Here is a 26,229-nt window from a genome sequence, read left to right on the forward strand (position 1 = left end):
TCGCCGGTTTTCCGCGGATTTCGGGGGTTCTCGATTCGAGCGTGCTACGGTGTAGCACATCCGAGGCTTACAAACAGCGGCGCCAATGCAGCTGGTTCCTGGCCCGGGCACCTCCGGTTCCATCTTCCGTGTTTCCTTCGGAATTCGGCTATCAAACCCCAAAAACTTTTCGTGCGCGCGAACCGAATTCCTTATCATCGAAATCAAGATGGGATGAATTCCATGACCAGTAGCAAGAACAGCTCGATGGATGTGCTCGGCTTTGTTGCAGAACTTGCTCAATGGCAGGAGCTATAAGATAAGGACGGACAACCCGTACAACACCGGTCTGCCCCCCCGCAAACTATCAGCCGCTGACGCCGCTGACCTTCCTGGAATGCGCCGCCAGCGCCTTTCCGGACCGCACGGCGATTGTGCATGAGTCCCTGCGGCGCAGCTACGCGGAGTTTTTTGCGCGGTCGCGGCGGCTGGCCTCGGCCTTGGCCAAGAACGGCATCCGCCGCGGCGATACCGTGTCGGCGGTGCTACCTAATACCCCGGCGATGCTTGAGTGCCATTACGGCGTGCCTATGTGCGGCGCGGTGCTGCATTCGATCAACACAAGGCTGGATGCAGCGGTGATTGCGTTCCAGCTCGACCACGCGATGTCGAAATTGGTAATCGTGGACCGGGAATTCATGCCGCTGATGCAAGAGGCGCTGGCGCTTGCCACGGTCTCGCCGGTTCTGATCCAGTATGATGACCCAGAGTATGACGGTGTGCCGGCAGATTCGGAGGCCGCCGACTACGAGGTGTTTCTGACCCGCGGCAACCCGGAATTCGCCTGGCTGATGCCGGAGGACGAATGGGATGCGATCTCGATCAACTACACCTCCGGCACCACCGGCGACCCCAAGGGCGTGGTTTCGCACCACCGGGGCGCCTATCTGCTCGCGCAGGGCAACGCGCTGACCACGTCGATGCAGAAACACGCGGTCTATCTCTGGACCCTGCCGATGTTCCACTGCAACGGCTGGTGCTTCCCATGGACACTGTCCGCCATCGCAGGCACCCATGTGTGCTTGCGGCAGGTGCGGGCCGAACCGATCTGGAACGCCCTGGCGGACGAGGGCGTGACCCACCTGTGCGGCGCCCCCATCGTGATGTCGCTGCTGATCTCGGCACCCGCAGAAGCCAAGCGTGAACTTTCCCAGCCGGTGCAGTTCTTCACCGCCGCCGCGCCGCCGCCGGAAAGCCTGCTGGCAGAGATGAAGGCCGCAGGCTTTGATGTGACCCATCTTTATGGCCGACGGAAACCTACGGTCCTGCGGTGGTCAATGACTGGCACCATAGCTGGTCGGATCTGCCGCCTGCCGAACAGGCCGCACTGAAGGCGCGCCAGGGCGTGCGCTACCTACCGCTGGAACAGCTGGATGTGCTGGACCCGGAGACGATGCGGCCGGTGCCGCGCGACGGCCAGACCATGGGCGAGGTGATGTTCCGCGGCAACGTCGTGATGAAGGGCTATTTCCGCAATCCCAAAGCCACCGAGAAAGCCTTTGCCGGCGGCTGGTTCCACTCCGGCGATCTGGGTGTCATGCACCCTGACGGCTACATCCAGCTCAAGGACAGGTCAAAGGACATCATCATCTCGGGTGGTGAGAACATCTCCTCGATCGAGGTCGAAGAGGCGCTTTACCGCCACCCGGCGGTTGCGGTTGCTGCCGTTGTGGCAATGCCGCACAAAAAATGGGGCGAAACTCCCTGCGCCTTTGTTGAACTGGTTCAAGGCCAGGAGGCCGACGCGGAAGTCCCGCGCAGCTGGTGCCGCGACCGTCTGGCGCCCTACAAGGTTCCGGGCAGGTTCGTGTTCATGGATATTCCAAGAACCTCGACCGGCAAGATCCAGAAATTTGCGCTGCGCGAGCAGGCAAGGGAAATCACGACCTGACCACTCAAGCACGGGGCGTCTGCATTCGATACGCTACAGAGGTGCGGCTTCCACTTACGCCGCCTTCTTGCTCCACATTTCGGTTCAGGGATCGATGCAGCTTCCGTCCCAAGCGAAGCAGTGTCCGCTCTGCGATGGCGTCAGAGTCTGGACTACAGCCATCATCCGGGAAACCGAGTATTGCGGTGAAAAGCGCTTGTCCGGGGCAACGTTGCGTAGAAACGGCTGGGACAGGCCGCTTTCCACCGTGCCGGGATGCAGCCCGACGGCAATGGCCTCTGGATTGCGGCGGCGGATTTCTATCGCGGCATTGCGGATGAACATGTTCAGGGCTGCCTTGGACGCCCGGTAGGAATACCAGCCGCCCAGATGATTGTCGGAGATGCTGCCGACACGGGCGGACAGAGCGACAAAGACCCCGCGCCTGTCACGCGGCAGCAAGGGCAGAAAGTGCTTTGCGGTCAGGGCCGGGGCCACCGTGTTGGCCGAGAAAAGCTCCAGGAGTTTCTCGGCGCTCAGCTCTCTCAGGGATTTCTCCGGCGTGATATCCCCCTGGTGCAGGATCCCGCTGGCCAAGATTATCAGGTCAACCGCGCCTTTCCCCGCGACCTGCCCCGCTGCGGCTTGCAGGCTGTCTTCATCCAGGTAATCCACCTGCAATGTCTGCACGCCGGGCGGCGCTGAGGCTTTCAGGCGACGGGACAGGCTGTGAATGCTGGCCTGCGGGTATTTCCGGGCCAGTTTGCTGAGGAAGGCCGACCCGATCGCTCCGGACCCGCCGCTGACAACTACATTGCGCATCGCTGAACACTTTCTTGCAGAAGGTTTCATGTGTTACGCCGCGCAGCCGGAGGCGGATCAGGTCTTGGTGCCCTGGCCGCCCATCGGGGTTTCCGGGCGTGCAAAAATTGCGGCGGCCCATGATCCAACTTCCACACCAGTCCGTATCCGGACTATGCTGACACAAAACTTGGACAGGCCGCCCGATAATTTCACCGTGCTTCGGGCTTCCCCTGAGGGCAAAGCAGTAGTGTCAAACGAGCAAACCTATTCGCAGCTCACCGTCTGGCTGCTGGCGGTGCGTGATCACCGTGACCGCGCGGCGTTCGGTGACATGTTTGACTACCTGGCACCGCGCCTGAAAGGCTTCGTCATCCGCTGCGGCGCGCGACCGGCGCTGGCTGAAGAGATTGTTCAGGACGTCATGCTGACGATCTGGCGCAAGGCGGGGATGTTCGATCCGCACAAGGCGCAGGCGTCGGCCTGGATTTACCAGATCGCCCGCAACCGCCATATCGATATCGTCCGCAAGGAAAACCGGCCCGTCCCCGATGAATTGGGCGAGGACCCCGGAACGGAACCCGATGCCAGCCAGATCCTGGCCCTGGAGCAGGAAACCCTGCAATTGAAACAGGCCATCGAGCAACTGCACCCCGATCAGAAAGAAATGATCGAGAAGGCCTATATCGGGGATTTGACCCATCAAGAGATCAGCACCCAGACAGGCTTGCCGCTGGGTACAGTAAAGTCACGTATCCGCCTTGGCCTCGGGCGGCTGCGCAAGGAACTAAAAGGATTGCGTTGAATGCCTGCAATCACACATCACATCCCCGACCCGATGATCGCGGCCTATGCCTCGGGCAGCCTGCCGCACGCCTTTTCCATGGTTGTTGCAAGCCACCTGTCGCTGTGCCGCGACTGCCAGGCGGCGCTTGGGGCGCATCAGGCGGTTGGCGGCGCGCTGCTGGAAGAGGCTGCTTGCGTGGCGGTGTCGCAGGACGCGAAATCAAACCTCATGGCGCAGCTGGATGAGCCTGCCGCGCCGGAGCCGCTCTATGACGCCAAGGGGATCTACCCGGGGCCGGTGATGCAGTCCCTGAAGGGGCAGCCGCTACGCTGGAAAACGCTGGGCATGGGGGTCAAGCAGAACATTCTGTTCGAGGGTCAGGGCGGATCTGCCCGGCTGCTGTATATCCCTGCGGGCCAGGCGGTGCCGGATCACAGCCACAACGGGCTGGAGCTGACGCTGGTGCTGCAGGGCAGTTTCAGCGACGAGACCGGGCGGTTTGGTGTCGGGGATGTCGAAATCGGCGATGAAACCCTGGAGCACACGCCAGTTGCGGATGCCGGCGATCCCTGCATTTGCCTGGCCGCCACCGATGCGCCGCTGCGTTTCAAGGCGTTCATGCCGCGTCTGCTGCAGCCCTTGTTCCGGATTTGAAGCATGCGGCCGAGGGCTGCCAGCCTCACTTGCCGCGGTAAACCAGCCAGTCGGGCAAAAGGTTGAACGCCTTGATTGCGTAAGAAAAAGGCCGGGGGAAGTCCGTTCTGAACCGGCGCGATTGCATGGCGGCCACCACATGTCCGGCGGCGTCCTCCGGTTCCATCAGCTGCGGCATCTTGAAACTGTTCTTGTCCGTCAGCCGGGTTTTGATGAAACCCGGGTTGACCACGCGCACGGTGACGCCGCTGTCCTTCAGATCATGCCGCATGGTTTCCGCAAGGCTGATCAGCGCAGATTTGCTGGCGCCATAGCCGATGGAGGCGGGCAGCCCCCGGTATCCGGCCAAGGAGCCGACCAGCGTGATATCGCCCCGGCCCGCCTTCACAAATTCAGGCACCACTTGTCCCAGAACCCGCAGCGCGCCTGTGAAATTCACATCGCTCATCCCCAGCGCAGCCTCGCTATCCCAGTCCTGAGTGCGCATCGGCTCATAGGCGCCTGCGTTGTAGATGACGCCATCCAGCTGCCCGGCAAGACGGGCAGCCTTTCTGACCGAGTGCATATCGGTCACATCCACAGGCACCGGCTTTGCCCGGCACAGCTCATGTGCCAGCGCTTCCAGCGCATCCTCTGACCGCGCCGAAAGGATCAGCCGGGCGCCGGTCCGGTCCAGCTGCCGGGCAATCTCGCGCCCCAGCCCGTGGCTCGCCCCGACCAGCCAGAAGGTCTTGCCTTCAAACTGCGTCACGCCTTGCCGCCCGAGAAGGTCGAGCTGTCGGAGATCAACGGTTCCGGCGGCTCCGGCTTCTTCAGAAACGGCGCGCGCTTTACCCAAAGCTTAAGCGCCTGCCAGTAGATCAACGCCACCACACGGGCAGCTCCCAGCGGCCTGCGCAGGGCGGCGCGCAGCAGCCCGCCGGTGGTTACCGGACGGCGCAGGCCATTCAGCGTCGCCAGCACGCCCTCGCGTCCATTGGTGTAGGAAATCCGGATGTTGAACGCCCGCTCCGTCATCTCGAAATTGAACCGGTAGCGCCCCGCCACCTGTTGAAACGGCGAGACATGCATCAGCTTCTCCGCTTCGATCACCTCGCTGCGCTGGATCGGACGGAAATCAGGATGGGCCGCAAAATAACAATGGCGGTCGCCGAAGGTGTTGTTCACCTCGGCTATAAAGGCCCGCGGGCTGCCATCCTTGACCGCGATCCAGAAGCTGACAGGGTTGAAATGAAACCACAGGAAACTCGGCTGGGTCAGCAGCAGCAGCTGAGCGCCTTGCAAGGGAAACCCGCGCCGCTCCAGCTCCTCTCGGAACCAGGCGGCGCCGCGCCCGTTGCCGAGGGGGCCGCCGTGGCGGCGGTCGTGGATCGAGAACAGGTTGAAGCAGTTGCGCGACAGCAGCGGCGGCGCGCCATCAGTCATGTCGGTCAGAATGAAGTCCACGCCGTAGCGGAAGGCATTCTTCAAGCGGCCCCGGCGCGCATGAAAGGTCTGTGCTGCAACATGTTCGATCATGCAGTGGTTACGCAGCCGCTGCCGCCCCGGATCACCCGCAAGCACAGTTTTATCGGGAAAGAAGTGATCCGCATTCTTGCTCCCGGCGTATCAGGTCCAAACATCAGCAAGGGAAAACCGACGCATGCTGGATCAAACTCAGGGACCGCGCCGCAAGATCGCCATCGTGGGAGGCGGTATTTCCGGGCTCTCCGCGGCGTATTACCTGTCTGAAAGACATGACGTTACCTTGTTTGAGGCCGCCCCCCGACTGGGCGGCCACGCGCGCACCGTGCTGGCGGGCAAGAATGGCGATCAGCCGGTGGATACCGGCTTCATCGTGTTCAACTATGCCACCTACCCCTACCTGACCCGGCTGTTCCGCGAGCTGGATGTGCCTGTGATCAAAAGCGAGATGAGCTTTTGCGCCAGCATCGACGACGGCCGTCTGGAATACGGGCTGAACAATCTGCGAATGCTGGCGGCACAGAAACGCAATCTGGTGCGGCCGCAGTTTCACAAGATGGTCGCCGATATCGTGCGCTTCGGCAAACGGGCCGAGGCCGCCGCCACCGACGACAACAAGACCATCGGCGAGCTGGTGGAGGAGCTGGGTCTGGGCAGCTGGTTCCGCAACCATTACCTGATGCCAATGTGCGGCGCGATCTGGTCGACCCCGGTCACCGACGTCGACGCTTTTCCGGCCAAATCGCTGGTCCGCTTCTTCCGCAACCACGCACTGCTGGCCGGGACGGGCAAACACCAGTGGTGGACCGTCAAGGGCGGCAGCATCGAATATGTCCGCCGCCTGGAAGCCGCCCTGGTTGCGCGGGGCTGTGAGATCCGCACCGGCAGTCCGGTCGAGCAAGTCACCCGTCAGGCGGGCTGTGTTTCGGTGCAGGCGCAGGGCGCGGACCCGCGCCTGTTCGATGACATCATCCTTGCCTGCCATTCCGATCAGGCGCTTTCCATACTGGGGGCTGATGCCACCCCGGCCGAGGCCGCGGCGCTTGGGGCAATCCGCTATCAGCCCAACACCGCGGTTCTGCATTGCGACAGCGGGCAGATGCCCAAGCGGCGCAGCTGCTGGTCCAGCTGGGCCTACCGCAGCCAGGACGGCGGCGTCGGCGTTACTTACTGGATGAACCGCCTGCAAAGCATTCCGGAAAGCGATCCGCTGTTCGTGACCCTGAACCCCACCCGGCCTATTCCTGCGGGTAAGGTTTATGACACGGTGGAATTCTCCCACCCCGTTTTCGACAAGGCAGCCCTGCGCGCCCAGCGACAGATCCGGACGATACAGGGGCAGAACAACACCTGGTTTGCAGGCGCCTACAACCGCCACGGCTTTCACGAAGACGGCATCGCCAGCGCCATGCGGATTGTCCGCATAATGAATTCTCTCACCCCTTACCTGGCCAAAGGAACAGATCATGGCATTCACGGACAAAGCCCTTCAGTCGGAATTTCTGACGGTCTGCGCGCGACTGCGTGAGGGCCGGCTGACGCTGCGCACCCCGGATGGCGCGCGCTATGAATTCGGCGACCGCGGCCCCGAGGCGGAAATGCAGATCAATGACTGGGCCGCGGTTTCCGCGATGGCGGCGCACGGCCAGGTCGGGCTGGGCGAGGCCTATGTGCAGGGCCTGTGGGACACGCCGTCAGTGGACGGCCTTATGCAGCTGGCAATGCGCAACCGCGAGCATCTGGGCAGCTACGATCAGGCCAGCCCCCTGAATCGCGCCAAGTTCCGCGTTGTCGACACCCTGCTGCGGGCGAATTCCAAACGCGGAGCGCGCAAAAACATCCGCGCCCATTACGATGTAGGCAATGAGTTCTACCAGCTGTGGCTGGATGACGGCATGACCTATTCCTCCGGGTTGTTCGAGGCGGAGGGCGATGATCTGGCGCAGGCGCAGACCCGCAAGAACGCCCGCATCCTTTCGCGGCTGGGCGGTGGCGAACGGGTGCTGGAGATCGGTTGCGGCTGGGGCGGCTTCGCCGAACAGGCCAGTGCCGCGGGCCGCGACGTGACCGGTGTCACCATCTCGCGCAACCAGCACAGCTATGCCGAAAGCCGCCTGGACGGGCGCGCCGACATCCAGCTGCGCGACTACCGCGATATCGAGGGCAAGTTTTCCAGCATCGTCTCCATCGAGATGATCGAGGCCGTGGGCGAGCGGTATTGGCCCAGCTACTTCGCCAAGCTCAAAAGCAGCCTTGCCGAAGGCGGACGGGTGCTGCTGCAGGCGATCACGGTGCGGGATGACTTCTTCCCGACCTACCGGACCTCCTCCGACTACATACGCCAATATGTCTTTCCCGGCGGTATGCTGCTGTCTGACCAGGTGATTGCGCAGCAGGCAAAATCGGCCGGTCTGCAGGTCGCGGACAGTTTCGCTTTCGGCCAGGATTATACCCGCACCTGCCGGATCTGGGCGCGTCGTCTGGCCGCGCAAAAGCGCCGGATCATGGATCTGGGATACGGCGAGGCCTTCTTCCGCAACTGGCAGTATTACCTGGAGATCTGCGCCGCCTCCTTTGCCATCGGCCACACCAATGTTGTGCAGGTGGAGCTCGCCCATGCGTAAGCTGCTCCTGACCCTCTGCCTGCTAGCGGTCCCAGCGGTCGGCTTTGCCTCTCCGGTTCAATCCCTGCTGCCGGGGGCCGAACAGCGTGGCGCGGCGACGTTCCGGCTGCTTGGCCTGCCAGTTTACCAGGCCCGGCTCTTCACCAAGCGTGCCGCGCCTTTGGACTGGTCGCAGGATTTCGGAATCGAACTGACCTATCAGCGAAAACTGAGCCAGGATGACTTGGTCGACGCAACGCTGCGCGAGATGCGGCGCCTTGGGTATTCCGCACCCGGCCGCCCCCGGTTCGAGGCCTGTTTCAAAGGCGTCTCCCCCGGCGACCGTTATCTGGCCGTGAGCCAGGGTCCGGACCGGGTCAGGTTTCTGCGCAATGGACGCACCGCCTGCACGCTGAACCAAGTGGGTATCAAGCGCAGCTTCATGTCGATTTTTGTGGGCGAAAACACCCGCTCCGCCCGATTCACCCGCGCGCTTCTGGGCTAATGATGCTGTATCCCCGGGTCAGCCTCTATGCGATGATGCTCGCCTCTGCGGGGATCCCTCTCTACATCCACCTGCCGCAGTTTGCGTCGGTGAACCTGGGGATAGGCCTGGGGACGCTTGGCGGCATCCTGTTGGGGATCCGCCTGTTTGATCTTGTCCAGGACCCGCTGATCGGCTGGGCCATCGACCGCTGGCCCGGGGCGCAGCTTTGGTTCGCGCTGCTGGCAGCGGGTGGACTGGCAATAGGCTTTCCGCTGCTGTTCGGCCTGACGGCAGGCCCCCTGGTGGTGCCCAAGCTTGTGCTGATCCTGCTTCTGCTGTTCTCGGCCTACAGCCTGGGCATGATCCTGCTCTATGGGCGCAGCGCCACTTTGGCCAAACGCGCTGCCCCGCGTGAACTGCTGACGCTGGCGGCCTTCCGCGAAGCGGGCATGCTGAGTGGTGTGATCTTTGCCTCCATCGCACCCGGCATCCTGGTGGCGCTTGGAGCCGCGGGTCAAGGCTATGCGGCCTTTGGCCTTGTGCTGGGAGGCTTTGCCCTGTTCACCGCCGCTGCAACCCGGCCGGTCTGGATGCGTTCGGCAGTCACCGGCCAGCCGCTGTCGGCGATGGCCCTGACACAGGCTGGCGCGCTGCGCCTCCTGTGCCTGGCGATGCTCAACAGTCTGCCGGTGGCACTGACCTCCACCCTTTTCTTGTTCTTTGTCGAGGACCGGCTGAACCTACCTGCATACGCAGGGCCGCTGCTGGTGCTGTTTTTCCTCTGCGCCGGGCTCAGCGTGCCGCTGTGGGCGCGCCTCAGCCAGCGGATCGGAGCGAAACAGACGCTGCTGATCGCCATGCCACTGGCCATCGCCAGCTTTGCCGGCGCAGCCTTTCTGGGGCCGGGCAGCCTGCTGGGCTTTGCGGTGATCTGCGCGGTGTCGGGTGCCACCCTGGGCGCCGACATGGTGCTGCTGCCCGCCATGTTCAGCATCGCGCTGACCCGCGCGGGCCTCAACGCCTCTGCGGCCTTTGGCATCTGGTCCTTTGCCGGCAAGCTGGCGCTGGCCCTGGCCGCCGCCCTGGCGCTGCCGCTGCTGGAGCAGCAGGGCTTCCGGCCCGGAACGGACAACAGCCCGCAAGCGCTTAGCGCCCTTGCTGTGTCCTATGCAGTCCTGCCCTGCGTCCTGAAAACCGCTGCCTTCGCCTTTGCCCTGACCCTGCCATCAGAAAGAGCAACAGCATGAAACTCCTGACCCTCTGCCTCGCGATCGCTCTTCTTGCGATGATCGCGAAAACCTACCTGTTCAGCTTTCGGTTCCAGTCGCCGCCGGATTATGCGGACACAGGCCCGCACTTCATCCTGACCGAACACCTGTCCGGTGAAATCCTGTCTGAAGGGGTGATCTTTGGCCCCACCGGTAAGATGGCCAACAGCTTTACCGCCAAAATGGTTGGCGAATGGGACGGCAGAACCGGCACGCTGAGCGAAGAGTTCACTTATTCCAACGGCGTCACCCAAAGCCGCAAGTGGTTCCTGACCCTTGGCCCCGGCAACACCTTCACCGCCACAGCCGATGACTTGGTGGGAGAGGCTCAGGGCATCGTGTCCGGCTCAACGGTGCAGCTCCAATATGAAATCACCCTGCCCGAAAGCGCCGGCGGGTACACCCTGAAAGCCACCGATTGGCTGTACCTGACCGCTGACGGGGTGATCATGAACCGGGCCGAGATGCGCAAGTTCGGCGTCAAGGTTGCCGAGCTGGTTGCCACCATGCGGCCCGCACCATGACCCGTCCTGGCGGCGCGGCATGACCGCAGAACGCGATCCGGCTGCAGCTGGAAATCTCATACTCATTCTAGGCGATCAGCTCAGCCGCAGCCTTTCCTCGCTGCGGGACGCGGACCCGTCCCGCGATATCCTGCTGATGGCGGAGGTTGCAGAAGAGGCGTCCTATGTCCGGCACCACAAGAAGAAAATCGCGTTTGTGTTTTCGGCCATGCGCCACTTCGCCAAGGAGCTGGAGGCCGACGGCTGGCAGCTGCGCTTTGTGCGGCTGGACGATCCCGAGAACACTGGCAGTCTGACGGGCGAGATCGACCGGCTGCGCGCGGACCATCCGGAGGCACGGGTGGTGGTCACGGAGCCCGGAGAATACAGGCTGAAATCCGCGCTGCTGGACTGGGCGGAACAGGCGGGCGCCGCCCTGGACATGCGGCTGGACAGCCGCTTTCTCTGCTCCCATCAGCGGTTCCGCAAATGGGCCGAGGGGCGCAAGCAGCTGCGGATGGAGTATTTCTACCGCGACATGCGCCGTGATACCGGGCTGCTGATGGACGGCGATAAGCCGGAGGGCGGCAAGTGGAATTTCGACCACGAGAACCGCAAACCCGCCGGGGGCGGATTGTTCCTGCCACGCCCGCCGCAAACCCCGCCCGACGGTATCACGGAGGATGTTCTGGACCTGGTCGACGCCCGGTTCGGCGGCCATTTCGGTTCTCTGCGCCCGTTCTGGTTTGCGGTCACCCGGGACGGCGCGCTGGAGGCGCTTGAAAGCTTCGTTGAACAGGCGCTGCCGGATTTCGGCGACTATCAGGACGCCATGCTGGAGGGGGAGCGGTTCCTCTACCATTCGGTCCTGTCGCATTACATCAATGCGGGCCTGCTGGAACCGCTTGAGGTCTGCCGCCGGGTCGAGCGCGCCTATTACGAGGGCCTCGCGCCGCTAAACGCGGCCGAGGGGTTCATCCGCCAGATCATCGGCTGGCGCGAATACATGCGCGGCATCTACTGGCTCAACATGCCAGGCTATACAGAGCGGAATTTTCTGGAGGCCACCCGCCCCCTGCCCGGTTTCTACTGGACAGGCGAGACAGACATGGCCTGCCTGTCTGCCGCCATCACCCAGACCCGCGACGAAGCCTATGCGCATCACATTCAGCGGCTGATGGTAACGGGGAATTTCGCCATGCTGGCGGGCGTTGACCCGCATCAGGTACACGAATGGTACCTTGCGGTTTACGCCGACGCCTATGAATGGGTCGAGGCGCCGAATGTGATCGGCATGAGCCAGTTTGCCGACGGCGGCCTGCTGGGATCAAAACCCTATGCCGCCAGCGGCAACTACATCAACAAGATGTCGGACCACTGCTCCAGCTGCCGTTACGATGTGAAGCACAAGTCCGGCGCGGGGGCCTGTCCGTTCAACCCGCTCTACTGGGACTTCCTTTCGCGCAATGCGGACAAACTGCGCGGTAACCCCCGCCTGCGTCAGGTCTACAGCATCTGGGACAGGATGAGTGCCGGACAGCAAGACGAATATCTGGAAACTGCCCGGCAGGTACTGGAGCGGTATTGTGACGAATAACCTTGCCTTATGTAATTTTGCCTGTCCGTCCACAAGCGCCGGATCGCGTTCCTATCGACAACTCAGAAAGTACTGGGGAATTCACCTTGTAGCTTGCATGCCATTAGTCGAAATATCCGCGTCTTGGATGCTGACACATACGAGGGTGGTTTTATTACCTGATCTACTCGTCACTTCGCACTCGCAAGGAACGGCTTTTCTATGTTGTTGCACCGCGGCATCCAGCCAAGAAAACGAATGCCCGGATTGGGCCGAGGCTGTGTTGAAACTCCCAGAGACTGCAAACTGCAGACGGGCATCGGCAAGTATTCATGGCATATTTTATTGAGGGCGTGAACTGGATGACATACCACCAGAAAAACGGTCCCGCTGCTCAGCTTGCCTCAAACTATGACAAGAAAAGACAGAGCTGCTGGCAAACGGAAGAAATTTAGCGCCGATCGCATCACCACTCTCCTTCATGTAACGTTGCGGACCCAGCTTGGAAACCCCATGCGGTCAAGGGCAGTCACTGCATCAAAGTCATCCTTAGACAACGTTGATTGCCAGGCTCACATTGCACCCCCATTGAACAATTTTCCTGAGCTTGCGGTCGCAGGTGTTTCTTCGAGATTTCGGTATGAACCCCGAAAAACGCCCTGCCCCGCAATGAACTGAGAGAAAGCAGCCTCTCAAAACGAAAACCGCGCAGTCGAAAGGAAAAACAGCCGCTCTTGAAGCCGTCAGCAACCCCGCCGCGGCGCTGCATAGGAAAACACCATGTTCGACCTTAGTCATGACACATTGAAAGAGCAGCGTGATTTCATGTCCTCACACGACGAGGCGCTTCAAAATGCGTCCGTCCTCCTGGGTGTCCAACCCGCTCTGCGCCGGACCCAGGCGCTTCTCGACGAAATCAAGTTGGCCCAAGGGCTAACACGAAGATTGAACGCACCGTTCACAAGGTGACGATGGAAGCGATCATCTTGGGCCGGTTGCTCGCAAAAGAATGGCTCGAAGGAAGTCTGGTTACAAAAGGATTGACCCGGCTGATCATCTTGGAAGCCTTACGGTCTCTCCGGGAGCGTGGGGGCCTCGTGGGCATCGACCAAGATCTGAGCGGGCTCATGGGAGAGCAAATCCGCAAAACACAGAATAAAATCCGCTACGGCAAAGGCGATGCCGCGATTTCGCAAGATGTGGATGTGGATTGGGAACAGGATCAAAAGGTCATCGAGTACGTGAACTGGCCTACCGCTGGAAACAATTCAAAGCCGCCAAGATCGCACTGGATGACAAACTGGCCGCCATCCGCGACGCAGATGTCCTTCTGGCCAAGATCCTGTGAGATATCAGCGGAATGGCCAGGACATTTCGCGCTGTCCTGGCACATTCATTTGGAGACCAAACAGAAAGGATGCATCCTCGAACAAATAAGGCCCGGCTTCACGATCAGGAAGGGACGGCTGCTACGTATGTGCTACACGCAAAATTCAGAACTGAAAAATCACACAAAATCAGCGCACTAAAATCAGTCGCACAAATCCGTCATCGGCGTCACGCTCAAACGCGCGGCCTGGTGCGGGGGGGCAAAATCTCTGATTCCGCGCCATATAGGCCCTGCACCGCCCGCTGCCAAGCCGCAGCGCAAAGCTCCCCGCTGCTAGCCCGCCAGGGACGGAAGGTAGAGAACAATCCCGGGGAAGGCGACCAGCAAGGCAATCGTCACTGCATCGGCGATGAAGAACGGCGTGACGCCGCGGAACACATCCTGCACGCTCAGATCCTCGCGCACGCCGGCCACCACGAAACAGTTCAACCCGATGGGCGGGGTGATCAGGCAGAACTCGGCCATCTTCACCACCAGAATGCCGAACCAGATCGCGCACATGGTGCCGCTCATGCCGAATGCGCTGTCTGCCGCGGCGACGCTTTCGCCGCCATTCAGCGCCATCACTGCCGGGTAGACCACCGGCAGGGTCAACAAGAGCATCCCGATGGCATCCATGAACATCCCCAGCACCGCATAGGCCAAGAGGATGCAGATCAGGATCAGCATCGGCGACATCTCCAGCGAGGTGATCCAATCCGAAAACGCCCCTGGCAGATCCGCAAAGCCAAGGAAGCGCACATAGATCAGGACGCCCCAGATGATGGTGAAGATCATCACGGTAAGCTTGGCGGTCTCCAGCAGCGCCGACTTCAGCTCCGCCCATTTCATCCCTTCCTTCAGCGCATAGAGAAACACGATGAAGGCGCCGATGGCACCGCCTTCGGTCGGGGTGCCCCAGGCATCGCCGCCAAAGGGGTTGTAGACAAAGCAGATGATGATCACGACCACCAGAACGATGGGCAGCGCGCCCGGCAGCGCCGCGAACCGCTGGCCCCAAGTAAATCCCTTGACCGGCGGGCCGACGGATTTGAAGACCACCGCGATGCCAACAATCAGCAGGCCATAGATTATTGCGGAGAAAGCGCCGGGGATGAAGCCTGCCAGCAGCAGCTTGCCCACGTCCTGCTCAACAATGATCGCGTAGATCACCAGAATGGCGGAGGGCGGGATCAGCGATGCCAGGGTGCCGCCCGCCGCCACCACACCAGCAGCAAAGCGCTTGTCATAGCCGATCGCCAGCATTTCCGGGATGGCGATGCGGGCGAAGACGGCGGAGGTCGCCACGGAGGCGCCCGACACGGCAGCAAACCCAGCTGTGGCAAAGACGGTGGAGACCGCCAGCCCGCCCGGCAGCCAGGCGATCCAGCGTTTGGCGGCCACAAACAGCGCGCGGGTCAGACCTGCGTAATACGCGAGATATCCGATCAGGATGAAGGTCGGAATAAGGCTCAGTGCCTGGCTGGACACCTTGGAGTGCGGCACCTGACCTGCGGTCTTGACCGCGATGGTCAGCGCTTTGCCAAAGCGCGCCGGGTCATAGCCGAACTTGGCCCAGAAGATCCAGATGAGACCCGCAAGCCCCGCCATGCCGGCAGCAAAGGCCACCCGCATCCCCAAAACCACCATGGCCAGCAGGCCGCCCGTGACCCACAGGCCGATTTCAATCGGTTCCATCTGCCTTACCCCTGCCCGCTGCCATTTGTGTCATGGCCCTGCATCTGGTCTGCTTCAGCCGCCGCCTGCTCTGCCGCGGTCTGGATCAGCGGCACCGCCACCGGCGCCTCCAGCCCCAGCACCAGCGCCCGCCCGTAGCCCCAGACCTGCAGCAGCAGCCGCAGGGCCAGCACCCCAAAGGCCACCGGCGCCAGCAGCTTAGCGGGCCAGATTGGCAACCCGATGTCGATGGAACTGTCGCGGCTCCACAGCGGCGCGGCGAAATCGAAGGAGCGCAGGAAATGCGACCAGCTGCCCCAGACCAGCGCCAGGATCAGCAGCAGGATCAGCACAACCGAGACCAGCTCGAACAGCCACAGTGCACGTCCCCTCAGTGCGCCGATAAAGATATCCATGCGGATGTGGCCGCCCTGACGCTGCACATAGGCAATGCCCATGAATGCAATCAGCGGCATGATCTGCTCGATCCAGTCGACATAGCCGGGCAAGGGCGCATTGGCCGCGTTTCGCCCGCCGACCGAAACCACCGCCAGGATCATCAGGGAGAACACCGCAAGCCCGCTTAGCAGCGCCAGCAGCTGCTCTGCTTTCAGCAATCTTCGGTCCAGCCTGCTGATCAGGCTGCCATCCTCCAGCACCGCCGCGCTGCCTGCCATGCCCTGCCCCCATCATTTCCGTAGTATCAAAGACAAAAAGGGGCCGGCGCTGTCCTGCCCGGCCCCTTCCAGTTCCGTCAGCCTCAGCTGCCCGAGCGGTGGTCGCTAAGGGTTTTCTGCACCAGGTCATAGAGCTCCTGCGCCGGCAGTCCCTGGGCGCTCATGTCCTCGATCCACTTGGCACGGATCGGGTCGGCGGCCACCTTGCGGAACTCGGCCAGCTGATCATCAGAGATCATCACCTTCTCGACGCCCTTCTCTTCCAGAACGCCGTCCCACTTGGTCAGCAGCGCGCCGTAGTTTTCCAGGTAGTGGGCAATCGCCTCCTCCACTGAACTGTCCAGTGCCTCGCGTTCGGCATCGCTCAGGGCATCATAGGCATCGGTGTTCACCACCACCGGGCAGTTCACTGTGCCGGGGTTCAGGTTGGCGGTCCACCAGTCGGCCTTGTTGATGGTGCCAAAGCTGAGATGCGCGTGCTGGGCAAAGGCGACAGTGTCGACAACGCCGGATTCCATGGCGTTGTAGGCTTCGGTTGCGGTCACCGAAGTGGGAACCGCGCCCACGGCCGAGAACGCCTGGCCGATGCCGCCGGTGGCGCGCACCCGCATGTCCTTGAACTCTGCCAGCTCATCGCGCGGCTCGCCGGTGCCGACGATATTGTACTGCGGCATCGGCGAAGTCATCAGCAGCTTGGCGTTCCAGCGCGCCAGATCGGCCTGCACCGCCGGGTGGCCATAGACCGCGTGGCTGACAGCGACCTCTTCTTCCAGCGTGTTCACGCCCAGGAACGGCAGTTCCAGCACGGTGATGGTCGGGTTCTTGTCGCGGTGGTATCCGGCGCAGAACTGCGCCATCTCAAAGGCGCCAATGGAGATGCCGTCGAGGTTTTCCTTGTTCTTGGACAGCCCGCCATAGCTGATATTCAGGGTGAACTCGCCGCCGGTTTTCTCGGAGACCAGCTCCGCCAGCTTCTCCACATGTTCAGTGAAGGCGCGGCGCTTGCCCCACAGGGACACGTTCCACTCGGTGGCCGCGGCCTCGCCAGCGATGGCAAAACCCACAGCAGCCGCCACGGCGGCAGTCAGAAATCTGTTCATGATGTAACTCTCCCGAATTGCGCCCTTGTGACTGCCGGCAAAAGGAAATCCGGCCTGGACGCTTGGCTGTCAGGCTAGCGGCAGGGATGCGCCCTGCCAAGCCCCCCGGCGGCAAAGGTGACGCAGCGACTCGCGCCGGGCATCTGGCGCCCGTTCCGCCCCGCCGGCACAATTTGCCGCAGGCTTCAGGCCGTCCCAGCCTGCGGCAGGACGCCGCTGCCGGGGCAATAGCGGCCCCGCAGGCAGCTATCAGCGTGCCCAGGACTTTACAGAAAAGGCCTTTAAAACAAGCGCTGGTATGCGCCGGCATGCAAATTACTTTTCAAACCCATCCTAAACCTTGAAATTCGTTTACAGATAAATCCTTTGATACCGGCATTTTATTCACAAATTTTCAGACTGCGGTATTATCTGGCCCCAGGAGGAAACGGTTTGACAGCCACGGCACAGCGTTGTCGTTTGTCTTGCCAATAAAATTCTGGGAGGAAACCGAATGAACGCGCTGCACGCAGACGCTGTCTATCCGCCGTCCGACGAAACCGTTGCCCGCGCGCATGTGAATGCCGCCAAGTATCAGGAGATGTATGAAGCCTCGCTGTCCGATCCCGAAGGGTTCTGGGGCGAACAGGGCAAGCGCATCGACTGGATCAAGCCCTTCACCCAGGTGAAGGACGTGAACTACAACTTCGGCAATGTCTCGATCAACTGGTATGCCGACGGCACCCTGAACGTCTCCGCCAACTGCATCGACCGCCACCTGGCGGCCCGCGGCGATCAGACCGCGATCATCTGGGAACCGGACAGCCCCGAAGAAGACGCACAGCACATTACCTACAGCGAACTGCACCGCCGCACTTGCCGGATGGCCAACATCCTGGAGTCGATGGGCGTGCGCAAAGGCGACCGGGTGGTAATCTACCTGCCGATGATCCCCGAAGCGGCCTATGCCATGCTGGCCTGCGCCCGCATCGGCGCCATTCATTCCATCGTCTTTGCCGGCTTCTCCCCCGACGCGCTGGCGGCCCGGATCAACGGCTGCGACGCTAAGGTGATCATCACCGCCGACGAGGCGCCGCGCGGCGGCCGCAAGACCCCGCTGAAGTCGAACGCCGACGCAGCCCTGCTGCACACCAAGGACAGCGTGACATGCCTGGTGGTCAAGCGCACCGGCGGCCAGACCACCTGGGTCGACGGCCGCGACTACGACTACAACGAGATGGCGCTGGAAGCGGATGACTACTGCGCGCCCGCCGAGATGAACGCCGAAGACCCGCTGTTCATCCTTTACACCTCCGGCTCCACCGGCCAGCCCAAGGGCGTTGTGCACACTTCCGGCGGTTATCTGACCTACGCCGCGATGACCCACGAGATCACCTTTGATTACCACGACGGCGACATCTACTGGTGCACCGCAGACGTGGGCTGGGTCACCGGCCACAGCTACATCGTCTATGGCCCGCTCGCCAATGGCGCCACAACGCTGATGTTCGAGGGCGTGCCGACCTACCCCGACGCCTCGCGCTTCTGGCAGGTCTGCGAAAAGCACAAGGTCAACCAGTTCTACACCGCCCCCACCGCCCTGCGCGCGCTGATGGGCCAGGGCAACGAATGGGTCGAAAGATGCAACCTGAGCGACCTCAAGGTGCTGGGCACCGTAGGTGAGCCGATCAACCCGGAAGCCTGGAACTGGTACAATGAGGTTGTCGGCAAGGGCAAATGCCCGATCGTCGACACCTGGTGGCAGACCGAGACCGGCGGCCACCTGATGACCCCGCTGCCGGGTGCCCATGCGATGAAGCCGGGCGCAGCGATGAAACCTTTCTTCGGCATTCAGCCGGTGGTCCTGGACCCGCAGTCCGGCGCCGAGATCGAAGGCAATGGCGTCGAAGGCGTGCTCTGCATCAAGGACAGCTGGCCGGGCCAGATGCGCACCGTCTGGGGCGATCATGAGCGCTTCGAGAAGACTTATTTCTCCGACTACAAGGGCTATTACTTCACCGGCGACGGCTGCCGCCGCGACGAGGATGGCGATTACTGGATCACCGGCCGCGTCGATGATGTGATCAACGTCTCCGGCCACCGCATGGGCACCGCCGAGGTCGAAAGCGCGCTGGTGGCCCATGCTGCCGTGGCTGAGGCCGCCGTGGTCGGCTACCCGCATGAGATCAAGGGCCAGGGCATCTACTGCTACGTGACCCTGATGAACGACCGCGAGCCGTCGGATGAGCTGCTGAAGGAGCTGCGCACCTGGGTTCGCACCGAGATCGGCCCGATCGCCTCTCCGGATGTAATCCAATGGGCGCCGGGCCTGCCGAAAACCCGCTCCGGCAAGATCATGCGCCGCATCCTGCGCAAGATCGCCGAGAACGACTTCGGCTCCCTCGGCGACACTTCGACCCTCGCCGATCCTTCGGTGGTCGAAGACCTGATCGAAAACCGTGCGAACAAGGGGTGATTGAACAATGAATATGGCAGTCATGACCCGTCCCGCCGTTCTGATCCTGCTGGGGCCTCCGGGCGCCGGCAAGGGCACCCAGGCGCGTATGCTTGAGGAAAAATTCGGCTATGTGCAGCTGTCGACCGGCGACCTCCTGCGCGAGGCGGTTGCCGCCGGCACGCCCGCCGGCCTTGCCGCCAAGGCGGTGATGGAGGCAGGCCAGCTGGTCAGCGACGAGATCGTGATCAACATCCTGCGCGACCGTCTGGCAGAGCCCGATTGCACCAAGGGCGTGATCCTCGACGGCTTTCCCCGCACCACCGTTCAGGCCGAGGCGCTGGACGGTCTGCTGGCGGAAACGAACCAGAAGATCAACGCCGCGATCAGCCTGGAGGTGGACGACGCCGCCATGGTCGAGCGGATTTCAGGCCGCTACACCTGCGGAGGCTGCGGCGAAGGCTATCACGACAGCTTCAAACAGCCCGCGGAAGCCGGCAAATGCGACAAATGCGGCGGCACCGAGATGAAGCGCCGCGCCGATGACAATGCAGAAACCGTTGCCAGCCGGCTGGAGGCCTATCACGCGCAGACCGCGCCGCTGATCGCCTACTACGGCGGAAAGGATGTTCTGAAAACCACAGATGCCATGGGCGGTATCGACGACATCGCCCAGGACATGGCGGCCATCGTGACCAAGGCCACCAGCTAACAACCAAGAAACGGGGCCTGCCCTGACCCGGCAGGACCCCGTCCCCGGACATTGGAATACCCGTCGGACCCGCCTTGGCGGACCGGAGGAGTCATGTCTGCGCGCCCGTGAATCCGGCGGCAGGCAAACAGAGGAGGTCTGCCCTGCGCTCCCGCACGGCAGGCATGGAGGAAGAAGGAGGAGCCGCCATGGCGGATCAAACCACAAACGCGGACAAAGCCGCCGAAGCCGACAAGGGCTATTGGGCGGCAAATGTGCGCATCATCATCGTCAGTCTGATCATCTGGGCTGTTGTTTCATTCGGCTTCGGCATTCTGCTGCGCCCGATGCTGGCAGGCATCAAGGTCGGCGGCAGCGATCTGGGCTTCTGGTTCGCCCAGCAAGGCTCGATCCTGGTGTTCCTCGGGCTGATCTTTTTCTACGCGTTCCGGATGAACAAGCTGGACCGCGAATACGGCGTGGAGGAAGAATAAGATGGACCAGTTTACCATCAACCTGCTGTTTGTGGGCGCTTCTTTCGCGCTCTACATCGGCATCGCGATCTGGGCCCGTGCGGGCTCCACATCTGAATTCTATGCCGCCGGCCGGGGTGTGCACCCCGTCACCAACGGCATGGCCACTGCGGCCGACTGGATGTCGGCGGCGTCATTTATCTCGATGGCGGGCCTCATTGCCTTTACCGGCTATGACAACTCCACCTTCCTGATGGGCTGGACCGGCGGCTACGTTCTGCTGGCACTGCTGCTGGCGCCCTACCTGCGCAAGTTCGGCAAATTCACCGTCTCCGAATTCATCGGCGACCGGTTCTATTCGCCCACCGCGCGCGTGGTGGCGGTGATCTGCCTGATCGTGGCCTCGACCACTTACGTGATTGGCCAGATGACCGGCGTCGGCGTGGCCTTTGGCCGCTTCCTGGAAGTTTCCAACACCGCAGGCCTGCTGATCGGCGCCTGTGTGGTCTTCGCCTACGCCGTGTTCGGCGGCATGAAGGGCGTGACCTACACCCAGGTGGCCCAGTACTGCGTCCTGATCATGGCCTACACCATCCCGGCCATCTTCATCTCGCTGCAGCTGACCGGCAACCCGATCCCGGCGCTCGGCCTGTTCGGCGATCACGCCGCAAGCGGCGAGCCGCTGCTGTCCAAACTGGACGCCATCGTGACCGAGCTTGGCTTCAACGAGTACACCGCGCATCACGCCGACACCTTCAACATGGTGCTCTTCACCCTGTCGCTGATGATCGGCACCGCGGGCCTGCCCCACGTGATCATGCGCTTCTTCACTGTGCCGAAAGTAGCTGATGCCCGCTGGTCGGCCGGCTGGGCGCTGGTGTTCATCGCGCTCCTGTACCTGACCGCTCCGGCAGTCGGCGCCATGGCCCGCCTGAACATCACTGAGATGATGTGGCCGAACGGCGGCATCGAAGGCGGCGCCGTCACCGTGCAGCAGATCGAAGAAGATCCCAAGTACGACTGGATGGCGACCTGGCAGCAAACCGGCCTCCTGGGCTGGGAAGACAAGAACGGCGACGGTGCGATCCAGTACTACAACGACAAGAACGCCGATCTGCAGGCCACTGCCGAAGCCAACGGCTGGGCCGGCAATGAGCTGACCAACTTCAACCGCGACATCCTGGTTCTGGCCAATCCTGAGATTGCCAACCTGCCGGGCTGGGTGATCGGTCTGGTGGCCGCAGGCGGCCTGGCGGCTGCTCTTTCCACCGCTGCGGGCCTCTTGCTGGCGATCTCTTCGGCAGTCTCCCACGACCTGATCAAGGGCTCAATCAATCCGAACATCTCGGAAAAAGGCGAGCTGCTGTCGGCCCGTATCGCCATGGCCGTAGCCATTGCTGTGGCGACCTACCTGGGTCTGAACCCGCCGGGCTTTGCCGCACAGACCGTGGCGCTGGCTTTCGGCCTGGCCGCCGCCTCGATCTTCCCTGCGCTGATGATGGGCATCTTCACCAAGGTGAACAACAAGGGCGCCGTGGCCGGCATGCTGGCAGGCCTGATCGTGACCCTGGTCTACATCTTCCTGCACAAGGGCTGGCTGTTCATCCCGGACACCAACTCCTTCACCGATGCAGATCCGCTGCTGGGCACCATCAAATCCACCTCCTTCGGTGCGGTTGGCGCAATGGTGAACTTCGCGGTGGCCTTCATCGTCTCCAAATCGACCGAGGCCATCCCGGCCGAGATCGAAGAGCTGGTGGAAAGCGTCCGCATCCCGCGCGGCGCAGGCGCTGCACAGGACCACTGACCTCCCCTGGGCGGGCTGACCTCCCGGCGGCCCGCCTCTTCCCTCATGGTCCCGTCCGGTGTTTCACTGGCGGGGCCATTTTTTCCTGAAGACGCCCAGGTATTCCCATGCCCTTATCTGACGCTGCCCTGCTCCGCTTCCTGTCCTCGGTCCACCCCTACGACAGCTTGGAACCCGCACTGCTGCAGGACCTGGCACCCAAGTTCCGCCAGATCGAAGCAAGCGCAGGCAGCCCCGTCTATGCCCTGAACGAAGATCTGGACGGCCTCTACCTGGTCCACACCGGCGAGGTGGAAGTGACCGACGAAAACGGCATCCCTGTTTCCATCCTCGGTCCCCGCAATTCCTTTGGCGAACGCGGCCTGACCCGCACTGGACGCGCAGTAACCTCGGCCCGAACCACCACGGACACAATCCTGCTGCTGCTGCCCAAGGCGGACTTTCACGCCCTGATGGCAAGCCAGCCCAAAGTGGCCAAGTTCTTCGACCGCCGCCGCCCCGGAAGCCGGGACAGCACCAGCCTTGCCACCACCCGCGTGGCAACCATCATGGCGCGCGACCCGGTCACCTGCTCCAGCGGCCTCACCTGCCAGGGTGCGGCGCAACTGATGCGCGACCGCCGCATCTCCTCCATCTGCGTAACCGACGGGGACAGACTGCAAGGCATCCTCACCACCCGCGACCTCACGGCAAAAATCCTCGCCGCCGGCAAACCCATCTCGACCCCGGTCAGCACGGTAATGACCCCGGATCCGCTGACCCTGGCGCCTTCCGCCATCGGGTCGGACGTGCTGCACATGATGATGGAGCATGGCATCGGCCACATCCCGGTGGTTGAGGCAGGCAGGCTCGCGGGCATCGTGACCCAAACCGACCTCACCCGGTTCCAGGCCGTCAGCTCAGGCGAGATGGTCTCCAGCATCGCCCGCGCAGGTTCCGCTGAGGAGATGGCCAAGGTCACCGCCGAAATTCCCCGCCTTCTGGTGCAGTTGGTGGCAGGCGGCAACCGGCATGAGGTGGTGACCCGGCTGATCACCGACATCGCCGACACCGCGACCCGCCGCCTGCTGGCGCTGGCCGAGGAGCAACTGGGCGCCCCGCCGGTGCCCTACCTGTGGCTCGCCTGCGGCTCGCAAGGCAGGCGCGAGCAAACCGGCGTCTCCGACCAGGACAACTGCCTGATCCTGTCCGATGACCTGAAGCCGGAAGACAACGCCTATTTCGAACAGCTTGCCAAGTTTGTCTGCGACGGGCTGGATACCTGCGGCTACGTCTATTGCCCCGGCGACATGATGGCCTCCAACCCGCGCTGGCGGCAGCCGCTGCGCGTCTGGCGCGACTATTTCCGCGGCTGGATCGCCAAGCCGAATCCTGAGGCGCAGATGCTGGCCTCGGTGATGTTTGACCTGCGCCCGATCGGCGGCGACGCCGTGCTGTTTGCGGACCTGCAGCAGGAGACGCTCAGGGCCGCCAGCGCCAATTCGATCTTCACCGCCCATATGACCGCCAACTCGCTGAAGCACACGCCGCCCTTGGGCCTGTTGCGCGGGCTGGCCACCATCCGTTCGGGCGAGCACCGCAACACGCTGGACATGAAGCACAACGGGGTGGTGCCGGTGGTGGACCTGGGCCGCATCTACGCGCTGCAGGGCCAGCTGGCAGAGGTGAACACCCGCGCCCGGCTGGAGACGGCGGAGGCCGCGGGTGTGCTCAGCCCTTCGGGTGCGCGCGACCTCATGGACGCCTATGACCTGATCGCCCAGACCCGGCTGGAGCATCAGGCGGCACAAATCCGCAGCAGCCAGGCGCCGGACAACTATCTGGCGCCTTCAGATCTGTCGGATTTTGAGCGAAGTCATCTGCGCGACGCATTTGTTGTTGTAAAGACCATGCAATCGGCAGCCGGGCACGGCAAAGGCATGTTAAGCTGACAGCAGCGCCAGCCGGCAGTGCGGGAGCCTGCGGCGCGAGTATTTAGACAAAGAAGAAGAGGCCTGGGGCCTTCGGGGAGATCGGATGTTTCTGGAACTGATTGCGGTGATCTTTGCGGGTATTGCCGCGGCGGGTGTGGTGATGCTCCTGAACCGGACATTGAAAGGCCGGCTGCCGCGCTGGTTCGCGCCGGTGGCGGCGGGGCTGGCGATGATCGGGGTGACCATCGCGTCCGAGTACGGCTGGTACAGCCGCACCAAAGCCGCCCTGCCCGAAGGCCTGGCGGTGGCCGAAACCATCGAGAACCGCAGTCTCTACCGCCCCTGGACGCAGGTGGTGCCTTACGTGGACCGCTTCGCCGCGGTGGATACCGCCACGATGAAAAGCCACGCCGCGCACCCGCAGGTTTTCCTGGCGGATCTCTATTTCTTCGGCCGCTGGGCGCCGGTCAGCAAACAGGCCGCGGTGCTGGACTGCGGTAAGTGGCAGCGTGCGCTGGCCGGTGGCACAGTGGCCTTTTCCGGCGACGGGCTGCCCAAGGGGCTGGACTGGATCGCAGCCGAGGCCGATGATGCCATCCTCACCACCGCCTGCGGAGGGTAGCCATGCACAGACGCCTGTCACTGCGGCTGCGGATTTTCCTGTTCTTCTGCCTGCTGGCATTTGGCGGCATCGCCGTCACCGCAGGCGCGCTTTGGGCCGGCTACAGCCGGGCAGAGCAGCCAGAGCTGTCAGATGCCTTCATTTTCTCCGGCCTGCTCAGCACCTTTGCCATTCTCGGCCTCTGCGCCGGGGTCTGGCTGCTGTTCGATGAAAACGTCGCCAAGCCGATCGAACGCCTGGCTGCGGGTATGCGCGCCCGCGCCCATGCGGGCGTTAGCAAAGAGCTGGATACCCACGGCGCCCGCTACCTGGGCGATCTTGCCGCAGCGGCCCAGGGGCTGGCGGGCCAGCTCGGCGCCTCTGCCATGAACGCCGCTGAGGCCATCGCCCGAGAAACGGAGCATCTGGAAGCCGAGAAAACCCGGCTGGCCGCGCTCCTGACCGACATTCCCATCGCCACCGTGATGGCCAGCCCCGCCCATCAGATCGTGCTCTACGACGGCCAGGCCGCGGCGGTGCTGGCGGAGGAGGCACCGCCGCGCCTGAATGCACCGCTGTCCGATTACCTGGACCTCACCGGGCTGGAGGCGGCCTATGGCCGGCTGGTGCGCAGCGGCATGGAGGTTCAGGCAGAAGTCAAAAGCGCCAGCGGCGCTCAGGTGTTCGACCTGCGCCTGAAACCGCTGGGCGGCGCGCCGGGCTATATCATCCTGTTTGAGGGCGCCCATGCGGGCCTTGCGCCAGAAGACTCCCGCCCGCTGGTTTATGACTTTGGTCTGCTGGAGAGCGAGCATGCGGAATTGAACGGGCGCAAGCTCAGCAACCTGAGCTATGTGGTGTTCGACACCGAGACCACCGGCCTCTTGCCCCACAAGGATGAGATCGTGCAGATCGGCGCCCTGCGGGTGGTGCGCGGGCGGATCATCGAAAGCGAAGCCTTTGAAACCCTGGTGAACCCGGGCTGCCCCATTCCGGCCTCCTCAACCAAGGTGCATGGCATCACCGATACCATGGTTCGGGGGCGGCCCGGCATCGCCAGCGCCGCGCGGCATTTCCACCGCTTTGCCTCTGACGCGGTGATTGTCGCCCACAATGCGCCCTTCGACATGGCCTTCCTGCACCGCCATGCCAAACGCACCGGTGTCACATGGGACCAGCCGGTGCTGGACACGGTGCTGCTGAGCGCGGTCCTGTTCGGTGCCTCCCAGAACCACACGCTCGACGCCTTGTGCGACCGGCTTGATGTCACCATCCCATCTGCCCTGCGCCACACCGCCATGGGGGACGCCCGCGCCACAGCTGAGGTCTTCTGCAAGATGCTGCCGATGCTGGAGGCGCGCGGGCTCATGACCTTTGGCGCCATTTTGGAGGAGACCCGCAAACACGGCCGCCTCATTGAGGACTTGAACTAGGT

General features: G+C 62.8%; 23 protein-coding genes and 1 pseudogene. 18 read left to right on the plus strand and 6 right to left on the minus strand.

What is annotated here, in order from left to right; genetic code table 11:
- Positions 1–250: 250 nt before the first annotated feature.
- Positions 251–1,930 (plus strand): annotated as a pseudogene (locus RA21_RS18825) (acyl-CoA synthetase).
- Positions 1,931–2,014: 84 nt separating this feature from the next.
- Here the strand turns inward: RA21_RS18825 and RA21_RS18830 are convergent.
- A complete protein-coding gene (locus RA21_RS18830; protein ID WP_039151792.1) occupies positions 2,015–2,731 on the minus strand; it encodes an SDR family NAD(P)-dependent oxidoreductase in 717 nt (238 codons plus the stop codon).
- Here RA21_RS18830 and RA21_RS18835 point away from each other — a divergent pair.
- Both RA21_RS18835 and RA21_RS18840 read left to right on the plus strand, forming a co-directional pair.
- Positions 2,724–3,515, plus strand: a complete 792-nt coding sequence (locus RA21_RS18835; protein WP_342586527.1) for a sigma-70 family RNA polymerase sigma factor — start codon at positions 2,724–2,726, stop codon at positions 3,513–3,515. The two genes, RA21_RS18830 and RA21_RS18835, sit on opposite strands and share 8 nt — an antisense overlap.
- Positions 3,516–4,151, plus strand: coding sequence for a ChrR family anti-sigma-E factor (locus RA21_RS18840; RefSeq protein ID WP_039151794.1), 636 nt, complete (start codon positions 3,516–3,518; stop codon positions 4,149–4,151).
- A gap of 25 nt (positions 4,152–4,176) precedes the next feature.
- Here RA21_RS18840 and RA21_RS18845 read toward each other — a convergent pair whose 3' ends face one another.
- Positions 4,177–4,902, minus strand: a complete 726-nt coding sequence (locus RA21_RS18845; protein ID WP_039151796.1) for an SDR family NAD(P)-dependent oxidoreductase — start codon at positions 4,900–4,902, stop codon at positions 4,177–4,179.
- On the minus strand, positions 4,899–5,669 hold the full coding sequence (locus RA21_RS18850) for a DUF1365 domain-containing protein (protein WP_039151798.1): 771 nt from the start codon (positions 5,667–5,669) through the stop codon (positions 4,899–4,901). The genes RA21_RS18845 and RA21_RS18850 overlap by 4 nt, the downstream gene beginning before the upstream one ends.
- Positions 5,670–5,793: 124 nt before the next feature.
- Between RA21_RS18850 and RA21_RS18855 the strand changes: the two genes are divergently transcribed.
- From RA21_RS18855 to RA21_RS18890, 8 genes are all read left to right on the plus strand, one after another.
- Positions 5,794–7,143, plus strand: coding sequence for an NAD(P)/FAD-dependent oxidoreductase (locus RA21_RS18855; RefSeq protein WP_039151800.1), 1,350 nt, complete (start codon positions 5,794–5,796; stop codon positions 7,141–7,143).
- Positions 7,082–8,239 carry an SAM-dependent methyltransferase gene (locus RA21_RS18860; RefSeq protein WP_039151802.1) on the plus strand — a complete coding sequence of 386 codons (1,158 nt, stop codon included), beginning with the start codon at positions 7,082–7,084 and terminating at the stop codon, positions 8,237–8,239. The genes RA21_RS18855 and RA21_RS18860 overlap by 62 nt, the downstream gene beginning before the upstream one ends.
- A complete protein-coding gene (locus RA21_RS18865) occupies positions 8,232–8,723 on the plus strand; it encodes a hypothetical protein (RefSeq protein WP_019295410.1) in 492 nt (163 codons plus the stop codon). Before RA21_RS18860 ends, RA21_RS18865 begins: the two co-directional genes overlap by 8 nt.
- Before the next feature lie 2 nt (positions 8,724–8,725).
- On the plus strand, positions 8,726–9,952 hold the full coding sequence (locus RA21_RS18870; protein ID WP_039151867.1) for an MFS transporter: 1,227 nt from the start codon (positions 8,726–8,728) through the stop codon (positions 9,950–9,952).
- The gene (locus tag RA21_RS18875; RefSeq protein WP_039151803.1) at positions 9,949–10,497 is read left to right on the plus strand and encodes a DUF3833 family protein; all 549 of its coding nucleotides are present in this window, start codon (positions 9,949–9,951) and stop codon (positions 10,495–10,497) included. Before RA21_RS18870 ends, RA21_RS18875 begins: the two co-directional genes overlap by 4 nt.
- 19 nt (positions 10,498–10,516) lie before the next feature.
- The gene (locus RA21_RS18880) at positions 10,517–12,073 is read left to right on the plus strand and encodes a cryptochrome/photolyase family protein (protein ID WP_039151805.1); all 1,557 of its coding nucleotides are present in this window, start codon (positions 10,517–10,519) and stop codon (positions 12,071–12,073) included.
- 759 nt (positions 12,074–12,832) lie between these two features.
- Positions 12,833–13,021 carry a hypothetical protein gene (locus RA21_RS23065; protein WP_039151807.1) on the plus strand — a complete coding sequence of 63 codons (189 nt, stop codon included), beginning with the start codon at positions 12,833–12,835 and terminating at the stop codon, positions 13,019–13,021.
- Positions 13,022–13,023: 2 nt separating this feature from the next.
- Positions 13,024–13,581 (plus strand): hypothetical protein, encoded by a 558-nt coding sequence (locus RA21_RS18890; protein ID WP_039151809.1) that lies wholly within the window; start codon positions 13,024–13,026, stop codon positions 13,579–13,581.
- 134 nt (positions 13,582–13,715) lie between these two features.
- Here the strand turns inward: RA21_RS18890 and RA21_RS18895 are convergent, their stop codons facing one another.
- From RA21_RS18895 to RA21_RS18905, 3 genes are all read right to left on the minus strand, one after another.
- Positions 13,716–15,119, minus strand: coding sequence for a TRAP transporter large permease (locus RA21_RS18895; RefSeq protein ID WP_039151811.1), 1,404 nt, complete (start codon positions 15,117–15,119; stop codon positions 13,716–13,718).
- A 5-nt stretch (positions 15,120–15,124) separates the two neighbouring features.
- The gene (locus RA21_RS18900) at positions 15,125–15,775 is read right to left on the minus strand and encodes a TRAP transporter small permease subunit (RefSeq protein ID WP_039151812.1); all 651 of its coding nucleotides are present in this window, start codon (positions 15,773–15,775) and stop codon (positions 15,125–15,127) included.
- Between the two features lie 83 nt (positions 15,776–15,858).
- On the minus strand, positions 15,859–16,875 hold the full coding sequence (locus RA21_RS18905) for a C4-dicarboxylate TRAP transporter substrate-binding protein (RefSeq protein ID WP_039151814.1): 1,017 nt from the start codon (positions 16,873–16,875) through the stop codon (positions 15,859–15,861).
- Positions 16,876–17,368: 493 nt separating this feature from the next.
- Here RA21_RS18905 and acs point away from each other — a divergent pair, with 493 nt between their 5' ends.
- The 7 genes from acs to RA21_RS18940 all read left to right on the plus strand — a co-directional run bounded on the left by acs (position 17,369) and on the right by RA21_RS18940 (position 26,227).
- Entirely contained in the window at positions 17,369–19,330 is a 1,962-nt protein-coding gene (gene acs, locus RA21_RS18910; protein ID WP_039151816.1) for an acetate--CoA ligase, read from the plus strand.
- A gap of 7 nt (positions 19,331–19,337) precedes the next feature.
- Positions 19,338–20,021 carry an adenylate kinase gene (locus RA21_RS18915; RefSeq protein WP_019295879.1) on the plus strand — a complete coding sequence of 228 codons (684 nt, stop codon included), beginning with the start codon at positions 19,338–19,340 and terminating at the stop codon, positions 20,019–20,021.
- Between the two features lie 188 nt (positions 20,022–20,209).
- Positions 20,210–20,494 (plus strand): DUF4212 domain-containing protein, encoded by a 285-nt coding sequence (locus RA21_RS18920; protein ID WP_019295878.1) that lies wholly within the window; start codon positions 20,210–20,212, stop codon positions 20,492–20,494.
- A 1-nt stretch (position 20,495) separates the two neighbouring features.
- Positions 20,496–22,280, plus strand: coding sequence for a sodium:solute symporter family protein (locus tag RA21_RS18925; protein ID WP_019295877.1), 1,785 nt, complete (start codon positions 20,496–20,498; stop codon positions 22,278–22,280).
- A 107-nt stretch (positions 22,281–22,387) separates the two neighbouring features.
- Positions 22,388–24,211 (plus strand): DUF294 nucleotidyltransferase-like domain-containing protein, encoded by a 1,824-nt coding sequence (locus tag RA21_RS18930; RefSeq protein WP_039151818.1) that lies wholly within the window; start codon positions 22,388–22,390, stop codon positions 24,209–24,211.
- A gap of 85 nt (positions 24,212–24,296) precedes the next feature.
- On the plus strand, positions 24,297–24,815 hold the full coding sequence (locus RA21_RS18935) for a hypothetical protein (RefSeq protein ID WP_039151819.1): 519 nt from the start codon (positions 24,297–24,299) through the stop codon (positions 24,813–24,815).
- 2 nt (positions 24,816–24,817) lie between these two features.
- Positions 24,818–26,227: a 3'-5' exonuclease gene (locus RA21_RS18940; RefSeq protein WP_019295874.1), complete on the plus strand. Its 1,410-nt coding sequence runs from the start codon at positions 24,818–24,820 to the stop codon at positions 26,225–26,227.
- The last annotated feature ends 2 nt before the right edge of the window (positions 26,228–26,229 follow it).

Source organism: Leisingera sp. ANG-DT (genome assembly GCF_000813785.1).
In the GTDB taxonomy this organism is placed as follows: domain Bacteria; phylum Pseudomonadota; class Alphaproteobacteria; order Rhodobacterales; family Rhodobacteraceae; genus Leisingera.